At 61.8% G+C, this 13,844-nt stretch carries 16 protein-coding genes and 2 tRNA genes; 13 read left to right on the top strand and 5 right to left on the bottom strand.

Annotated elements, in window-relative coordinates:
- Window positions 1–180 precede the first annotated feature (180 nt).
- Window positions 181–265: transfer RNA gene (locus tag C5L10_RS20855), tRNA-Leu, on the top strand.
- Window positions 266–415: 150 nt separating this feature from the next.
- On the opposite strand, the gene C5L10_RS20850 is transcribed toward C5L10_RS20855, so the two are convergent.
- Window positions 416–492, bottom strand: a tRNA-Arg gene (locus C5L10_RS20850).
- 260 nt (window positions 493–752) lie between these two features.
- Between C5L10_RS20850 and C5L10_RS20845 the strand changes: the two genes are divergently transcribed.
- Window positions 753–1,268, top strand: a complete 516-nt coding sequence (locus C5L10_RS20845; RefSeq protein WP_105431202.1) for a disulfide bond formation protein B — start codon at window positions 753–755, stop codon at window positions 1,266–1,268.
- Window positions 1,269–1,310: 42 nt separating this feature from the next.
- Here C5L10_RS20845 and C5L10_RS20840 read toward each other — a convergent pair whose 3' ends face one another.
- Both C5L10_RS20840 and C5L10_RS20835 read right to left on the bottom strand, forming a co-directional pair.
- Window positions 1,311–1,868 carry an HNH endonuclease gene (locus C5L10_RS20840; protein WP_046605335.1) on the bottom strand — a complete coding sequence of 186 codons (558 nt, stop codon included), beginning with the start codon at window positions 1,866–1,868 and terminating at the stop codon, window positions 1,311–1,313.
- 101 nt (window positions 1,869–1,969) lie between these two features.
- A complete protein-coding gene (locus C5L10_RS20835) occupies window positions 1,970–2,611 on the bottom strand; it encodes a DNA-3-methyladenine glycosylase (protein ID WP_105431201.1) in 642 nt (213 codons plus the stop codon).
- 48 nt (window positions 2,612–2,659) lie between these two features.
- On the opposite strand from C5L10_RS20835, the gene gluQRS reads away from it, so the two are divergent.
- Window positions 2,660–3,556 (top strand): tRNA glutamyl-Q(34) synthetase GluQRS, encoded by an 897-nt coding sequence (gene gluQRS, locus C5L10_RS20830; protein ID WP_105431200.1) that lies wholly within the window; start codon window positions 2,660–2,662, stop codon window positions 3,554–3,556.
- Here gluQRS and C5L10_RS20825 read toward each other — a convergent pair.
- Entirely contained in the window at window positions 3,485–4,459 is a 975-nt protein-coding gene (locus tag C5L10_RS20825; RefSeq protein WP_105431199.1) for a YihY/virulence factor BrkB family protein, read from the bottom strand. The two genes, gluQRS and C5L10_RS20825, sit on opposite strands and share 72 nt — an antisense overlap.
- Window positions 4,460–4,529: 70 nt before the next feature.
- Between C5L10_RS20825 and C5L10_RS20820 the strand changes: the two genes are divergently transcribed.
- From C5L10_RS20820 to C5L10_RS20790, 7 genes are all read left to right on the top strand, one after another.
- On the top strand, window positions 4,530–5,363 hold the full coding sequence (locus C5L10_RS20820) for an SDR family oxidoreductase (protein WP_105431198.1): 834 nt from the start codon (window positions 4,530–4,532) through the stop codon (window positions 5,361–5,363).
- Between the two features lie 17 nt (window positions 5,364–5,380).
- The gene (locus C5L10_RS20815) at window positions 5,381–5,584 is read left to right on the top strand and encodes a twin transmembrane helix small protein (protein ID WP_037081726.1); all 204 of its coding nucleotides are present in this window, start codon (window positions 5,381–5,383) and stop codon (window positions 5,582–5,584) included.
- Between the two features lie 15 nt (window positions 5,585–5,599).
- The gene (locus C5L10_RS20810; RefSeq protein ID WP_105431197.1) at window positions 5,600–6,172 is read left to right on the top strand and encodes a cob(I)yrinic acid a,c-diamide adenosyltransferase; all 573 of its coding nucleotides are present in this window, start codon (window positions 5,600–5,602) and stop codon (window positions 6,170–6,172) included.
- Between the two features lie 24 nt (window positions 6,173–6,196).
- A complete protein-coding gene (locus tag C5L10_RS20805) occupies window positions 6,197–6,943 on the top strand; it encodes a rhomboid family intramembrane serine protease (RefSeq protein ID WP_105431196.1) in 747 nt (248 codons plus the stop codon).
- 139 nt (window positions 6,944–7,082) lie between these two features.
- Window positions 7,083–7,829: an electron transfer flavoprotein subunit beta/FixA family protein gene (locus C5L10_RS20800; protein ID WP_105431195.1), complete on the top strand. Its 747-nt coding sequence runs from the start codon at window positions 7,083–7,085 to the stop codon at window positions 7,827–7,829.
- Window positions 7,830–7,848: 19 nt separating this feature from the next.
- Window positions 7,849–8,778: an electron transfer flavoprotein subunit alpha/FixB family protein gene (locus C5L10_RS20795; protein WP_046637226.1), complete on the top strand. Its 930-nt coding sequence runs from the start codon at window positions 7,849–7,851 to the stop codon at window positions 8,776–8,778.
- Window positions 8,779–8,922: 144 nt separating this feature from the next.
- The gene (locus tag C5L10_RS20790) at window positions 8,923–9,804 is read left to right on the top strand and encodes a 3-hydroxybutyryl-CoA dehydrogenase (protein WP_105431194.1); all 882 of its coding nucleotides are present in this window, start codon (window positions 8,923–8,925) and stop codon (window positions 9,802–9,804) included.
- Window positions 9,805–10,135: 331 nt separating this feature from the next.
- Here C5L10_RS20790 and C5L10_RS20785 read toward each other — a convergent pair whose 3' ends face one another.
- Window positions 10,136–10,804, bottom strand: a complete 669-nt coding sequence (locus tag C5L10_RS20785; RefSeq protein WP_105431193.1) for a TlpA disulfide reductase family protein — start codon at window positions 10,802–10,804, stop codon at window positions 10,136–10,138.
- Window positions 10,805–10,827: 23 nt separating this feature from the next.
- Here C5L10_RS20785 and argH point away from each other — a divergent pair, with 23 nt between their 5' ends.
- The 3 genes from argH (at window position 10,828) to lysA (ending at window position 13,825) form a co-directional block, all read left to right on the top strand.
- Window positions 10,828–12,231 (top strand): argininosuccinate lyase, encoded by a 1,404-nt coding sequence (gene argH, locus C5L10_RS20780; RefSeq protein WP_046665018.1) that lies wholly within the window; start codon window positions 10,828–10,830, stop codon window positions 12,229–12,231.
- Between the two features lie 103 nt (window positions 12,232–12,334).
- Complete coding sequence (locus C5L10_RS20775; protein WP_038590638.1) at window positions 12,335–12,541, top strand: lipoprotein; 207 nt, start codon at window positions 12,335–12,337, stop codon at window positions 12,539–12,541.
- Window positions 12,542–12,556: 15 nt separating this feature from the next.
- Window positions 12,557–13,825, top strand: coding sequence for a diaminopimelate decarboxylase (gene lysA / locus C5L10_RS20770; protein ID WP_105431192.1), 1,269 nt, complete (start codon window positions 12,557–12,559; stop codon window positions 13,823–13,825).
- Window positions 13,826–13,844: the final 19 nt, after the last annotated feature.

Genomic DNA, 13,844 nt, shown 5'->3' with positions numbered 1-13,844 from the left:
CGCGCATGTTTCAGAAGGCGCTAAACAACAGCGACATGCCGTTAAGAAACGGGAAAAACCGCATCGGGAATGCCCTGATCCGGGACAACTTGTCCAAGCGCGAAGCCGGATAAATGCAACCTCACTTCATCCTTGCATGCCGGTGCGGCCCCGTGATAGAGCGCATACCGCTACCCAAGTGCCCCGTTGGCGGAATTGGTAGACGCGCCTGACTCAAAATCAGGTTCCGAGAGGAGTGCTGGTTCGATTCCGGCACGGGGCACCACATCTCTTCAAGAACTTTGATACGGTTACGGTTTTCCGGCGCAGTGATGGCGTGCGCCGGGCTCGTTCAAATTAAGCCGTACAAAGCCACAATTTCCGGGAAACACCCGACTCGGATAGCAATGGAGCTGGGTTCACTTGTGGGGAAGATTGGCGCACCCGACAGGATTCGAACCTGTGACCTTTGGAATCGGAATCCAACACTCTATCCAGCTGAGCTACGGGTGCTAACCTGTAAGGCGATGACTCGCCTCCGTCCGATGGTGGTTCTTAGCTCAGGATGTTGCCCGCATCAATCGCCAATTTGCGGTCAACGCAAATCATCCGAGGGCGACGCCCTGTTTTCCGCAAGGCGGAGACTTGGTAACGCGCCTCCCGCGGCGGTCAGGGCGCCGCGTTCAAGATAATTTGTCTTACGGCGCCGGCACATCTGCTCTAAGGGAGGCCATGGCGTCCCGGCCGGTCGAAATGCATATCAGGAGAGGCGCATGGCGCTGACAGCTTCCACACCCCGTTCCCGCGCCGGTATCGGCTACGCCGTGGTCGTGACGCTTGGCATGGCGGTGACCGTCGGCGGGGCGCTGGCATTTCAGTATATCGGCGGCTACATCCCCTGTGCGCTCTGCCTGTTGCAGCGCGATCCCTATTATTACGGCATTCCGGTCGGCATCCTGGCGATCGTCGTCTCAGCGATCGGCCTGCCCGCCTGGATCACCCGGGCGCTGCTCGTCGTCATCGGCGTCATGATGCTGGTCGGCGCCGGCATGGGCGTCTATCACTCGGGCGTCGAATGGGCTTTCTGGGAAGGTCCGGCAAGCTGCGGCGGTGGGGCTGGCGTCACCACCAGTGCCGGCAGCCTGCTTTCCGATCTGAACACCGTCCACGGCCCCTCCTGCACGGAAGCGGCCCTTCGTGTGCTCGGCCTCTCGTTTGCCGGCTGGAACGTGATTGCCAGCGTCATCCTGGCTGTCATCGCATTCGTCGGCGCAAAAAAGGCCGCGTAAAGCGGCCTTCCAACAATCCAATCTTTGGCGTCCAACTCCGTCTTACGGCTGCAGTTCCGTATCCCAGTAGAGATAGTCCATCCAGCTTTCGTGCAGATAGTTCGGCGGGAACAGCCGGCCGTTATTGTGCAGGTCCTGCACCGTCGGCTGGTAGGGCTTCTGGTGCGGGAACATGGCGGCCTGCTTCGGCAGCTTGCTGCCCTTCCTCAGATTGCAGGGCGAACAGGCGGCCACGACATTTTCCCAGGTGGTCTCGCCGCCATGAGCGCGCGGGATGACGTGGTCGAAGGTCAGGTCGTCATGGTCGCCGCAATACTGGCATTCGAACCTGTCGCGCAGGAAGACGTTGAACCGGGTAAAGGCCGGGTTGCGGGTCGGCTGGACATAGGTCTTGAGGCTCACGACGCTCGGCAGCTTCATCGAGAAGCTCGGCGAGCAGACCGAGTGATCGTATTCCGCGATGATGTTCACACGGTCGAGGAAAACCGCCTTGATCGCGTCCTGCCAGGACCAAAGCGACAAGGGATAATAACTCAGCGGCCGGTAGTCGGCGTTCAGGACGAGCGCCGGCAGGGCCTGCGGGGAGACTGCAATCGTCAAATGACGCTCCTACCCGATTCGGCATCCGTACTTTCTATATTAGGTCCGTTGTTACAGGAATGTGAAGCCCAATAAATGCAGTGGGATGCTTGTTCCCGGCTTCAGCCGAGAGGTGTGACGTCGCGGCGCATTTTCGCCGCATAATAAGCCCAGAAAAGCCGGGCCGCGACGGATCGCCACGGCGCCCAGACTTCAGCCATCACCCCCAGATTTTTAGCCGACGGCCGTGTTTCGAGACCCAGCGCATGGCCGACCGCGGCCTGCAGCGCCACGTCGCCCGTCGGAAAAATATCGGCATGCCCGCCGCAGAACATCAGGTAGACTTCCGCCGTCCATGGACCGATGCCGGGAAGTGCCGTCATCTTGCGGATAGCTTCACCCGTTTCGAGCGCGCAGACGGATGCGAGATCGAAATGCCCTTCCGAAATTGCTGTGGACAAATGAAGAAGCGTCGCCGCCTTTGCCCGCGAGAGGCCGAACGTGGCGATAACGGCAGGGTCGAGAGCCCGATATCCTTCGGCAGTGACGGGGCCGGCGGCCGTTATCCTCCGCCAGATCGCCTCGGCACTCGCCCTCGACACCATCTGCGAGACGACGATCGAAGCAAGGCCGGAAAAGCCCGGCTCGTTCAGCCTGAGCGGCACCGGGCCGGAAGCCTCGACGACATCGGCAAGTCTCGGATCGAGCGCCACCAGCGCCTCGAGCCCCGCCTGAATGTCGGAATGATCGCGGATGATCGCCACCGCCTGCCTCCCCACTGGTTGCCTCCCCATGGCCGTTTTTCAAAAATCATGGCAGAAGAAATCATGCCTGCTCCGCCTTCTGATAAACCGGTCTATCGTTTCGCGCCAAGCCCGAACGGGTTTCTGCATCTCGGCCACGCCCTGTCGGCATTCCTCAACCACGACATGGCGAGTGCGAATGGCGGCCGTTTCCTGCTGCGCATCGAGGATATCGACCTTGCGCGCTGCACGCCGGAGTTCGAGCAGGCGATCTATCGCGATCTCGCCTGGCTGGGGCTTGGATGGGAAGAGCCGGTGCGGCGGCAATCCGAACATGTCGACGCCTACCATACGGCACTCTATCGGTTGACCGAGATGGATCTCGTCTATCCGGCCTTTCTGACCCGCGGCGAGGTGAAAGCCAGGGTCGCGGCCTGCGAGGCGGACGGGAAGAGCTGGCCGCGCGATCCGGACGGTTCGCCGCTCTATCCCGACGATGACCGCCATCGCAGCCAGACGGAGCGGCGGAGCCTGATCGCCGATGGTGTCCGGCACGCCTTTCGTCTCGACATGGGAAAGGCGCTTGGCCTGATCGAGGCACCGCTGAGCTGGGTCGAGACCGGCGACGGAAAACGCGGCGAGATCATCGCGGATCCGACGGCCTGGGGCGACGTGATTCTCTCCCGCTCGGATGCACCGTCAAGCTACCATCTGTCGGTGACGGTGGATGATGCCGCGCAGGGGATCAGCCATGTGGTGCGTGGGCTCGACCTTTTCGAGGCGACAGCCGTGCACCGGCTGCTGCAGGAACTGCTGGGGCTGCCGCAGCCGGTCTATCACCATCACCGGCTGGTGGTCGGTGCGGATGGCAGGAAACTGTCGAAAAGCGAGGGGTCAACCGGGCTCGCGGCGCTTCGCGACCAGGGTCTCGGCCTCAGTGACATCCGTCACCTCCTTGGCCTTTGACAACGCTTCCCCGCGCTGGCGCCGCTCCCGCCGGAACCGGTTGAAGACCGAGTAGATCCGGTATTTCATCAGGGCGGCGTTGAACTCGGCACCGAGAATGAAGATCACGCTGATCATGTAGAGGAAGACCAGCACGATCATGATCGACGCCAGCCCCGCATAGGTCGCCGCGTAGTTGGCGAAAGTCGAGAGGTAGGAGGCGAAACCGAGACCGAACGCGGTCCAGATGACGATCGTCAGCGTCACGCCCGGCAGCACGTCGATGATCCGCCTCCGTCCGGCCGGCAGCCATTTGTGCGAAAGCAGCAGGCCGATCATCAGCAAGAGGGCTGTGCCATAAAGGCCCCAGTTCGCGGCCCGCGTCAGGTCGCCGATCAGCCAGGGAAAGCGGGTTTCGGCAAAGCGGAGCGCGACCGGCACCGCGACGAGCAGGATGCTGATCACCGCGAAGATGACGACGGCGACGATCACATAGCCGAGGCTGGCGAGACGGGTCACGTACCAGGGCCGGGTTTCCGTCACGCGGTAGGCGCGGTTGAGGGAAATCCTGAGCGCCTCGACGCCGTTGGAGGCGAAATACGCAGCCGCCAGGACCGAGATCGTCAGCAGCCCGCCGCGCGGGATTTCCAGCACCTGGCGGATCTCGGAAGCGATCGGTGCGGCGATATTCGCCGGCCAGGTATCGAAGAGCAGATGCACCGCGGTTTCCGAAAAACCGCCGGCCCCCAGAAAGCCGGCGAGCGCCGTGCCGAAGATCAGGAACGGAAACAGCGCCAGCAGGCCGGAAAGCGCGACATGGCTCGCCATCGCCCAGCCATCGTCATCCGAGAAGTGCCAATAGGCGTCCCAAAGAACCTTGAAGGCGAGGCGATACCACCGGACGGGGCGGTTTTCTTCGGGCAAGGGCAACTCCGTTGTGACGTGGCGGGAAATATGGGAGGAACTCTTTCGATTGTACAGGGAGCCTTACTCAATGGCCGAAAATAGAACGATCATCGTTACCGGCTGTTCCTCCGGCATCGGCGCCCATTGCGCCCGGGCTCTGAAGGCGGACGGCTGGCGGGTGTTCGCGACGGTGCGCAGGCAGGCCGATCTCGCAGCCCTCGAGGCGGACGGCATCGAAACCCTGCTGATGGATTATACCAGGCCCGACACGATCGCAGCCTTGGTGGAAACCGTGCTGGATCGCACCGGCGGACGGCTCGATGCACTGTTCAACAATGGCGCCTACGGCCAGGCGGGTGCAGTGGAGGACCTGGGGACCGACGTGCTGCGCGAGCAGTTCGAGACCAATTTCTTCGGTTGGCACGAGCTGACGCGGCGGGTGATCCCGGTCATGCGCGCAAGAGGCCAGGGCCGCATCGTCAACTGCTCGTCGATATTGGGGCTATTGCCCTATCGTTACCGCGGCGCCTACACGGCCTCGAAATACGCGCTCGAAGGCCTGACGATCACCATGCGCATGGAACTCGAAGGCAGCGGCATCGGGGTGAGCCTTATCGAACCCGGCCCGATCACCTCGCGCTTCACAGCCAATGCTCTTGCCAAGATCCGCGAGCATGTCGACCTCGAAGGTTCGGTCCATGCGGAGCAGTATCGCAGGCAGCTGAGGCGCCTCGAGGGAGGGGGTCAGGCCAGCCGCCACAAACTTGGGCCCGAAGCGGTCTATGACGTCTTGACGCATGCCTTGACCGCACCTCGTCCGAAGCCACATTATCTGGTAACGAAGCCCGCCAAGCAGGGCGCTTTCCTGAAAAGAATACTCCCAGCCGCGCTCTTTTATAACCTGATGCGCCGGCTGGATTGAAAGGCAGCAATCCGACAATGTCCACTTTCACAACCGTGCTTGCCCTGATCGTCATGGGCCTCGTCGCGCTCGTACTGATCCGCGGGCTGTTCAACATGCTGAAGGGCACCGACGCCAACAAATCCAATAAGCTGATGCAATTGCGTATTCTCTTGCAGGCGGTTGCAATCGTCCTCATCATGCTCACTCTCTGGATTACGGGCGGCGGTCGCCCGACCTGATTCTGATGACGGCGGATGGTAAAGCTCAACAAGATCTACACGCGCACTGGCGATAACGGCACCACGGCGCTGGTTTCCGGTCCGCGCCGCGACAAGCACGACCTGCGCGTCGTAGCCTATGGCACGGTCGATGAGACCAATTCCACGATCGGACTGGCGCGCCTGCACATATCCGGCATGGCCGAACTCGACGCCATGCTCTTCCGCATCCAGAACGACCTTTTCGATCTCGGCGCCGATCTTGCCGCGCCGGATACCGGCGAGAAGCTCGACTACGAGCCGCTTCGCATCGTCGAAGCCCAGGCGACGCGGCTGGAAACGGAGATCGACGCGCTCAACGCCCATCTCGATCCGCTGACTTCCTTCGTGCTGCCGGGCGGCACTGCCGCCGCCGCTCATCTGCATCTCGCCCGCACCGTATCGCGCCGCGCCGAACGGCTGATGGTCGAGCTGTCCCGAGGCGAGACCGTCGGCACCCCGGCGTTGAAATATATCAACCGGCTTTCCGACTTTCTGTTCGTGGCGGCGCGCTTTGCCAATGACGGCGGCAAAGCCGATATACTCTGGATCCCGGGCAAGAACCGATAACCGCAACGGCGGAGGAGCCACAGCATGTTCATCCCGCTGCACGACGCCGTCGAACTCAAATACATCCGCGTGCAATATGTCACGATCAGCATCATCGCCATTAACGTGCTGATATGGCTGTTCACCAATTTTTCCGCGCCTGAAGTGGGCGAACACGCCTCGCTCGGGCTCGGCTTCATTCCGGCGGTGATCTTCAACTACGCGACGCTCGATCCGTCGCTGGTGATCGTGCCCGACGACCTGACCTTCGTCACCTATGCCTTCCTGCATATCGACTTCTGGCATCTCGCCTCAAACATGCTGTTCCTCTGGGTGTTCGGCGACAATGTCGAGGACGCGCTGGGGCATGTGAAGTTCCTCGCCTTCTATCTCATCTGCGCAGCGGCGGGCGCCGCTCTCCATGGTTTCGTGGCGTCGAGCTCGGAAGGCCCGCTGATCGGCGCATCCGGGGCGATTTCCGGCGTGGTCGCGGCCTATTTCCTGCTGCATCCTCGCGTGCGGGTCTGGGTGCTGGTGCTCTTCCGAATTCCGCTGCCGCTGCCTGCCTTCATTCCGCTGGCGCTCTGGATCGTCCAGCAGTTCGCCATGCTGGCGCTCGATCTCGACGGCATGGTCTCCTGGGGGGCGCATGTGGGCGGCATCATCGCGGGCGCCATCCTCGTGCTGTTCATGCGCCGCAAGGGCGTGCCGCTGTTCGACCGCAACATCGTGACCCCGAAGGCAGTCGAGCTTAAGCCGGACGTTCCGCGGATCGCCGCGGCAACCGAATAGAACTATGAGAAAACGGCAATGCCCGGCGGCAAATCCGCGTTGTAATCGCGCGAAAAATGCGTATCCATGTCGCCAACTGACAAATGAGGAAGCAGCAAATGTCGCAATTTGCGGCTGGAGATAGTCAAGGAAGGACCCCATGAAGATCCTGGTGCCAGTCAAGCGAGTGGTCGATTACAACGTGAAGATCCGGGTGAAGCCGGATGGCACGGGTGTCGAGCTTGCCAATGTGAAGATGTCGATGAACCCCTTCGACGAAATCTCCGTCGAGGAGGCTTTGCGGCTGAAGGAAGCCGGCAAGGCGGAAGAAGTGGTGGTCGTGTCGATCGGCCCGGCCAAGGCCGAAGAAACACTGCGCACCGCGCTCGCCATGGGCGCCGATCGGGCGATCCTGGTCGAGACCGACGACCTGGTCGAGCCGCTTGCCGTGGCCAAGATCCTCAAGGGTATCGTCGATGCCGAACAGCCAGGGCTGATCATCGTCGGCAAGCAGGCGATCGATGACGATTCGAACCAGACCGGCCAGATGCTGGCAGCCCTGCTCGGCTCCGCCCAGGCGACCTTTGCCTCGAAGATCGAACTCGCGGACGGTTCGGCAAAAGTGACCCGCGAAGTCGACGGCGGCCTGCAGACGATCGAAGTCAAGCTTCCGGCCGTCGTCACCACCGACCTTCGCCTGAACGAGCCGCGCTACGCCTCGCTGCCGAACATCATGAAGGCGAAGAAGAAGCCGCTCGACAAGAAAACGCCGTCAGATTTCGGCGTCGACACCGCGCCGCGCCTGAAGGTCCTGAAGACCGAGGAGCCGGGCGGCCGCAAGGCAGGCATCAAGGTGAAGACGGTCGAGGAACTGGTTGGCGCCTTGAAGACCGCCGGCGTTCTGTAAGGAAAGGGAGAACATCATCATGGCCATTCTTCTTCTGGCAGAACACGACGGTTCGAGCCTCAACGACCAGACCGCCAAGGCGCTCTCGGCCGCCTCCAAGATCGGCGGCGACGTGCACGTGCTGGTCGCCGGTTCCGGCGCCAAGGCTGCGGCCGATGCCGCCGCCAAGCTTGCCGGCGTCTCGAAGGTACTGCTCGCCGACGACGCGGGTCTCGCCAACAACCTCGCCGAGCCGCTTTCCGCTCTGATCGTTTCGCTGGCCGGTTCCTACGACACGATCATCGCCGCTGCGACGGCGTCGGCCAAGAACGTCATGCCCCGCGTCGCGGCGCTGCTCGACGTCATGCAGATCTCGGAAATCATCGAGGTGGTTTCAGCGGATACGTTCAAGCGTCCGATCTACGCCGGCAACGCCATCCAGACGGTCCAGTCGACCGACGCCAAAAAGGTGATCACGGTGCGCACCGCCTCCTTCCAGGCGGCTGGCGAAGGCGGCTCCGCCTCGATCGAGTCGGTCTCGGCTGCGGCGAACCCGGGCCTGTCGAGCTTCGTTTCGGATGCCCTCTCGTCGTCCGAACGCCCGGAACTGACGTCTGCCAAGATCATCATTTCCGGCGGCCGCGCGCTTGGTTCGTCTGAAAAATTTCAGGAAGTCATCCTGCCGGTCGCCGATAAGCTCGGCGCAGCCGTCGGCGCATCGCGCGCAGCGGTCGACGCCGGTTACGCCCCGAACGACTGGCAGGTCGGCCAGACCGGCAAAGTGGTCGCGCCGGCGCTCTATATCGCCGTCGGCATTTCGGGCGCCATCCAGCATCTCGCCGGCATGAAGGATTCGAAGGTCATCGTCGCCATCAACAAGGACGAGGAAGCCCCGATCTTCCAGGTCGCCGACTACGGCATCGTCGGCGATCTCTTCGAAATCCTGCCGAAGCTTGAAAAGGCGCTTTGAGCCCGTTCATTTCGCAAGCGCGAAAAATGCTGGCAAAACGACATGTAGCGGAATAACAATCTGCCGGGCTGCATACATGCAGTCCGGCATTTTCATAAAATCGGCGTACGCTAGAGATAGCGTAAACGCCCAGGGAGCGAAACCATGGGTTTGGTCATAAAAAGCATCGGCGTCATCGGAGCAGGCCAGATGGGCTGCGGCATTGCACATGTTTCGGCTCTCGCCGGTTACAAGGTGCAGATGTACGACGTGTCCAAGGACCGGATCGAAGCAGCGCTCGCAACCATCAACGGCAATCTCGCCCGCCAGGTCTCCAACGGCAAACTCGGCGACGACGAGCGCAAGGCTGCCCTTTCGCTGATTTCCGGTTCTTCGGACCTCAACGACCTCGCGCCGATGGACCTGGTGATCGAGGCTGCGACGGAAGACGAGAGCGTCAAGCGCAAGATCTATGCGCAGGTCTGTCCGGTCCTGAAGCCTGATGCCCTGCTCGCCACCAACACCTCGTCGCTCTCGATTACCCGTCTCGCGTCCGCCACCGACCGTCCGGAGCGCTTCATGGGTATACATTTCATGAACCCGGTTCCGGTCATGAAACTTGTCGAACTGGTCCGCGGCATTGCCACCGACGAGCCGACCTTCCGGGCCGCCAAGGACTATGTCACCGCGCTCGAAAAGACCGCGACCGTCGCTGAGGACTTTCCGGCCTTCATCGTCAACCGCATCCTGCTGCCGATGATCAACGAAGCGATCTACACGCTTTATGAAGGCGTCGGCTCGGTCGAGGCGATCGACACCGCCATGAAGCTTGGCGCCAATCATCCGATGGGCCCGCTGCAGCTCGCCGATTTCATCGGCCTCGACACCTGCCTGTCGATCATGCAGGTTCTGCACGACGGCTTGGCGGACAGCAAATACCGCCCCTGCCCGCTTCTGGTGAAATATGTCGAAGCCGGCTGGCTGGGTCGCAAGGCCGGTCGCGGGTTCTATGACTATCGCGGCGAAGTGCCGGTTCCGACGCGGTAAGCGGACGCTATTTTGGCCTTCCCTTGTCAGAAAAGGCATTTCAAACTATATTGACGGAGTGAGAGGCGAGCTTTCGCCCGCCTCTCTGGTTTATTTTTGGAATGTGACCCGCACGCTTGCCTGCCAGCTCGTGCGGGTTTTCCGTATCATAAACGTGATGCTAAATGGTTTGAACCACATAGCACACCCTCCGATTGGATGGCGAGGCCTTCGCCGGGTCGGAGGAGCCCATCTCCTCCGATGCGCCTGACAGGGGCGCGTCTGCTTTGGCCATCACAACCAAAAGCAGCATAGAGTAGCGGTCTGCATTATTTCAATTGGAAATTGCGGGCTATGGCCCCTTCGCCGCCGTGATCAGCGCCTTGGCATCCGGGCTGTCCCAGGCGGCCGGGCCGTTCATCGCGGAAATCAGGCAGCCCTTCTTGTCCATGATCAAGGTCACCGGCAGGCCGAAGGCGAGGCCTTCCTTCTTCAGCGAATTGAAGACGCCCATCGAGCTGTCGCGGTAATAGCCGAGAGTATCGATGCCGTATTCGGCGAGAAAGGCCTTGGGCTTCTCGTCGCTGCCGGTATCGATATTCACCGCCACGACCTCGAAGTCCGGACCGCCCATGCCCTTCTGCAGCGCGTTCAGCGCCGGCATCTCTTCCCGGCACGGGCCACACCATGTGGCCCAGAGATTGAGGAGAACCGTCTTGCCGGCAAAATCCGCGGTCTTGAGGTCCTTTCCGTCCGGTCCCTTGAAGACCAGATCGAGCGGCCTCGGCGGTTGGGCGGCAACCATGGCGGCGACCTGGCCCTTGGAGAATTGCGAGACCGACTTTACCGTCTCGACGGCACCTTCGCAGGCGCCGGAGGATTGGGCGAGAAGCCCGCTCTCGCCATTGCCAGACCCCATACTACTCACGTATACCGCCACGGCACCGGCAAGTATTCCCGCAACGGCGGCAATCACGATCAATCTGGCGGACGGAAGGCCGAAAGGTCTTTTGGTCGTCATCAATTACTCCAGGACTAGGCATCATGGCTGACGGCACGAAGGACGCAGTATCCTCCAACCAGATGTGGGGCGGACGCTTCGCTTCAGGGCCGGATGCGATCATGGAGGAGATAAATGCCTCGATCGGTTTCGACAAGAAGCTGTTCGCCCAGGATATCCGCGGCTCAATAGCGCATGCGACGATGCTGGCGGAAAAGGGCATTATTTCGGGCGAAGATAAAGACAAGATCGTGTCTGGCCTGAACACGATCATGTCAGAGATCGAAACCGGCAAGTTCGAATTTTCTAGGCAGCTCGAAGACATCCACATGAACATCGAGGCGCGGCTGGCAGTGCTGATCGGCCCCGCCGCCGGGCGCCTGCACACCGCGCGCTCCCGCAACGACCAGGTGGCGCTCGATTTCCGCCTTTGGGTGAAAGAGGAGCTCGTCAAGACCGAAGCGATGCTGACCGGCCTGATCGCCGCCTTTCTCGACCGCGCCGAGGAACATGCCGATACGGTCATGCCCGGTTTCACCCATCTCCAGACCGCCCAGCCGGTCACCTTCGGCCATCACTGCATGGCCTATGTGGAAATGTTCGGCCGTGACCGCGCCCGCGTCCGCCACGCGATCGACCATCTCGACGAAAGCCCGATCGGTGCCGCAGCGCTGGCCGGCACGCCCTACCCGATCGACCGCCACATGACGGCGAAGGCGCTTGGCTTCCGGGAACCGACCCGCAACTCGATCGACACCGTCTCCGACCGCGATTTCGCGCTGGAATTCCTGTCGGTCGCGGCGATCTGCGCCGTGCACCTTTCACGCCTCGCCGAAGAGATTGTCATCTGGTCGACGCCGCAATTCGGTTTCGTGCGCCTGTCGGATGCGTTTTCGACCGGCTCGTCGATCATGCCGCAAAAAAAGAACCCGGATGCCGCCGAACTGGTGCGTGCCAAGACCGGCCGTATCAACGGTTCGCTGGTGGCGCTGCTGACGGTCATGAAGGGCTTGCCGCTTGCCTATTCCAAGGACATGCAGGAAGACAAGGAACAGGTCTTCGATTGCGCCGAGAACCTGGAACTGGCGATCGCTGCCATGACCGGCATGATGCGCGACATGACGATCCGAGCCGACAAGATGCGCGCAGCCGCCGGTGCCGGTTATTCGACAGCGACCGATCTTGCCGACTGGCTGGTGCGTGAAGTCGGTCTTCCCTTCCGGGACGCCCATCATGTGACCGGCCGCGCCGTGGCGCTTGCCGAGAGCAAGGGCTGCGACCTTTCCGAACTGTCGCTCGAGGAATTGCAGTCGATCCATCCTGATATCACCGACAAGGTCTTTAACGTCCTGTCCGTAGACGCCTCGGTCGCCAGCCGAACCAGCTTCGGCGGCACCGCGCCGGCGGAAGTGAGGAAGCAGATCGCCTGGTGGCGCGCCCGGAATTGATGCCGGCCGCAACGAACGCCGAGAAGTGATGCCGGATAGTGACTGCACAAGGGCGCGGAACTTCGCTATGAAAGTTCCGCAGCCGTGCCGGAGAAGGAATAGAATGTCGAAGTCCCTGGTAAAAATTGCCCGCATCGCCTTTGTGCTGAGCCTCGCCGGCATCGTTGTCGTCGGCTGCGGCCGCAAGGGCAGCCTCGACCGCCCGAGCACGCCGGTGGAGCAGCAGAACATCCGCAAGAGCGGCAAACCGGGCGAACAGAAGGCCGAGCCGGTTGCCAACCGACCTTTCCTGCTCGACCCGCTCCTGTAATTTTCGAGTTTTACCGTGAACCATTTTCATTACATCGACGGCGTGCTGCACGCCGAGAACGTGCCGATCCCGGAAATCGCCAAGGCGGTTGGGACCCCATTTTACGTCTATTCGACGGCCACCCTGGAACGTCACTACAAGGTTTTCGCCAAGGCGTTCTCCGATGTGGACGCAATGGTCTGCTACGCGATGAAGGCGAATTCCAACCAGGCGGTGCTGAAGACGCTCGGCCGGCTCGGAGCCGGCGTCGATGTCGTCTCCGGCGGAGAGCTGCGTCGCGCGCTGGCGGCCGGCATTCCGGCAAGCCGCATCATGTTCTCGGGCGTCGGCAAGACGGTGCAGGAAATGGACCTGGCGCTGGCGGCCGGCATCTACTGCTTCAACGTCGAGTCCGAGCCGGAACTGGAAGTCCTCAATCTGCGCGCCCGGAAAGCCGGCAGAAAAGCGCATGTCTCCTTCCGCATCAACCCGGATGTCGATGCAGGCACGCATGCCAAGATCTCCACCGGCAAGAAGGAAAACAAGTTCGGCATCGCCTATGAGCGTGCCCGCGCCGTTTACGCTCATGCCGCGACGCTCGATGGCATCGACGTCAAGGGCATCGACATGCATATCGGCAGCCAGATCACCGAACTGCAGCCATTCGAGCACGCCTTCCGGCTGCTGCGCGAACTGGTCGAGACACTGCGCACCGACGGCCACCGCATCGACCACGTCGATATCGGCGGCGGTCTCGGCATTCCCTACCGCCAGGACAACAATCCCCCACCGTTGCCCGATGCTTATGCGGAAACGGTGAAGCGCCAGCTGCGATCGCTGAACTGCAAGATCGTCACCGAGCCCGGCCGGTTGATCGTCGGCAATGCCGGCATTCTGGTGACCGAGGTCATCTACGTGAAGGACGGCGGCGAAAAGTCCTTCGTGGTCGTCGACGCAGCGATGAACGACCTGATCCGTCCGACGCTCTACGACGCCTATCACGAGATCCGTCCGGTCGTCGTGCCGGCCGCCGATGCGCCGCGCGTCAAGGGCGACGTCGTTGGCCCGGTCTGCGAAACCGGCGACTATCTGGCGCTCGACCGCGAGATGGCCGAACCCAAGCCCGGTGACCTGATCGCAGTCTCGTCCGCCGGCGCCTACGGCGCCGTGCAGGCAAGCACCTATAACAGCCGCCTGCTGGTATCGGAGGTTCTGGTGAAGGGATCGGAGTTCCATGTGGTGCGCCCGCGCGGCAGTTACGAAGAGCTCATCGGCCTCGATTCCGTGCCCGCATGGCTTGAATGAACATTTAACGCGCCGTTCA

The sequence above is a fragment of the Neorhizobium sp. T6_25 genome (assembly GCF_002968555.1).
Taxonomy (GTDB): Bacteria; Pseudomonadota; Alphaproteobacteria; order Rhizobiales; family Rhizobiaceae; genus Neorhizobium.
This window is presented reverse-complemented; position numbering and strand designations above follow the sequence as displayed.

Excerpts from the sequence above, each read along its gene's own strand:
- argH (WP_046665018.1), top strand. The coding sequence starts at position 10,828 with ATGGCTGACGGCACGAAGGACGCAGTATCCTCCAACCAGATGTGGGGC.
- C5L10_RS20805 (WP_105431196.1), top strand. The coding sequence starts at position 6,197 with ATGTTCATCCCGCTGCACGACGCCGTCGAACTCAAATACATCCGCGTG.
- C5L10_RS20820 (WP_105431198.1), top strand. The coding sequence starts at position 4,530 with ATGGCCGAAAATAGAACGATCATCGTTACCGGCTGTTCCTCCGGCATC.
- C5L10_RS20795 (WP_046637226.1), top strand. The coding sequence starts at position 7,849 with ATGGCCATTCTTCTTCTGGCAGAACACGACGGTTCGAGCCTCAACGAC.
- C5L10_RS20800 (WP_105431195.1), top strand. The coding sequence starts at position 7,083 with ATGAAGATCCTGGTGCCAGTCAAGCGAGTGGTCGATTACAACGTGAAG.
- C5L10_RS20845 (WP_105431202.1), top strand. The coding sequence starts at position 753 with ATGGCGCTGACAGCTTCCACACCCCGTTCCCGCGCCGGTATCGGCTAC.
- C5L10_RS20775 (WP_038590638.1), top strand. The coding sequence starts at position 12,335 with ATGTCGAAGTCCCTGGTAAAAATTGCCCGCATCGCCTTTGTGCTGAGC.
- C5L10_RS20810 (WP_105431197.1), top strand. The coding sequence starts at position 5,600 with ATGGTAAAGCTCAACAAGATCTACACGCGCACTGGCGATAACGGCACC.
- C5L10_RS20790 (WP_105431194.1), top strand. The coding sequence starts at position 8,923 with ATGGGTTTGGTCATAAAAAGCATCGGCGTCATCGGAGCAGGCCAGATG.
- gluQRS (WP_105431200.1), top strand. The coding sequence starts at position 2,660 with ATGGCAGAAGAAATCATGCCTGCTCCGCCTTCTGATAAACCGGTCTAT.
- C5L10_RS20815 (WP_037081726.1), top strand. The coding sequence starts at position 5,381 with ATGTCCACTTTCACAACCGTGCTTGCCCTGATCGTCATGGGCCTCGTC.
- C5L10_RS20785 (WP_105431193.1), bottom strand. The coding sequence starts at position 10,804 with ATGACGACCAAAAGACCTTTCGGCCTTCCGTCCGCCAGATTGATCGTG.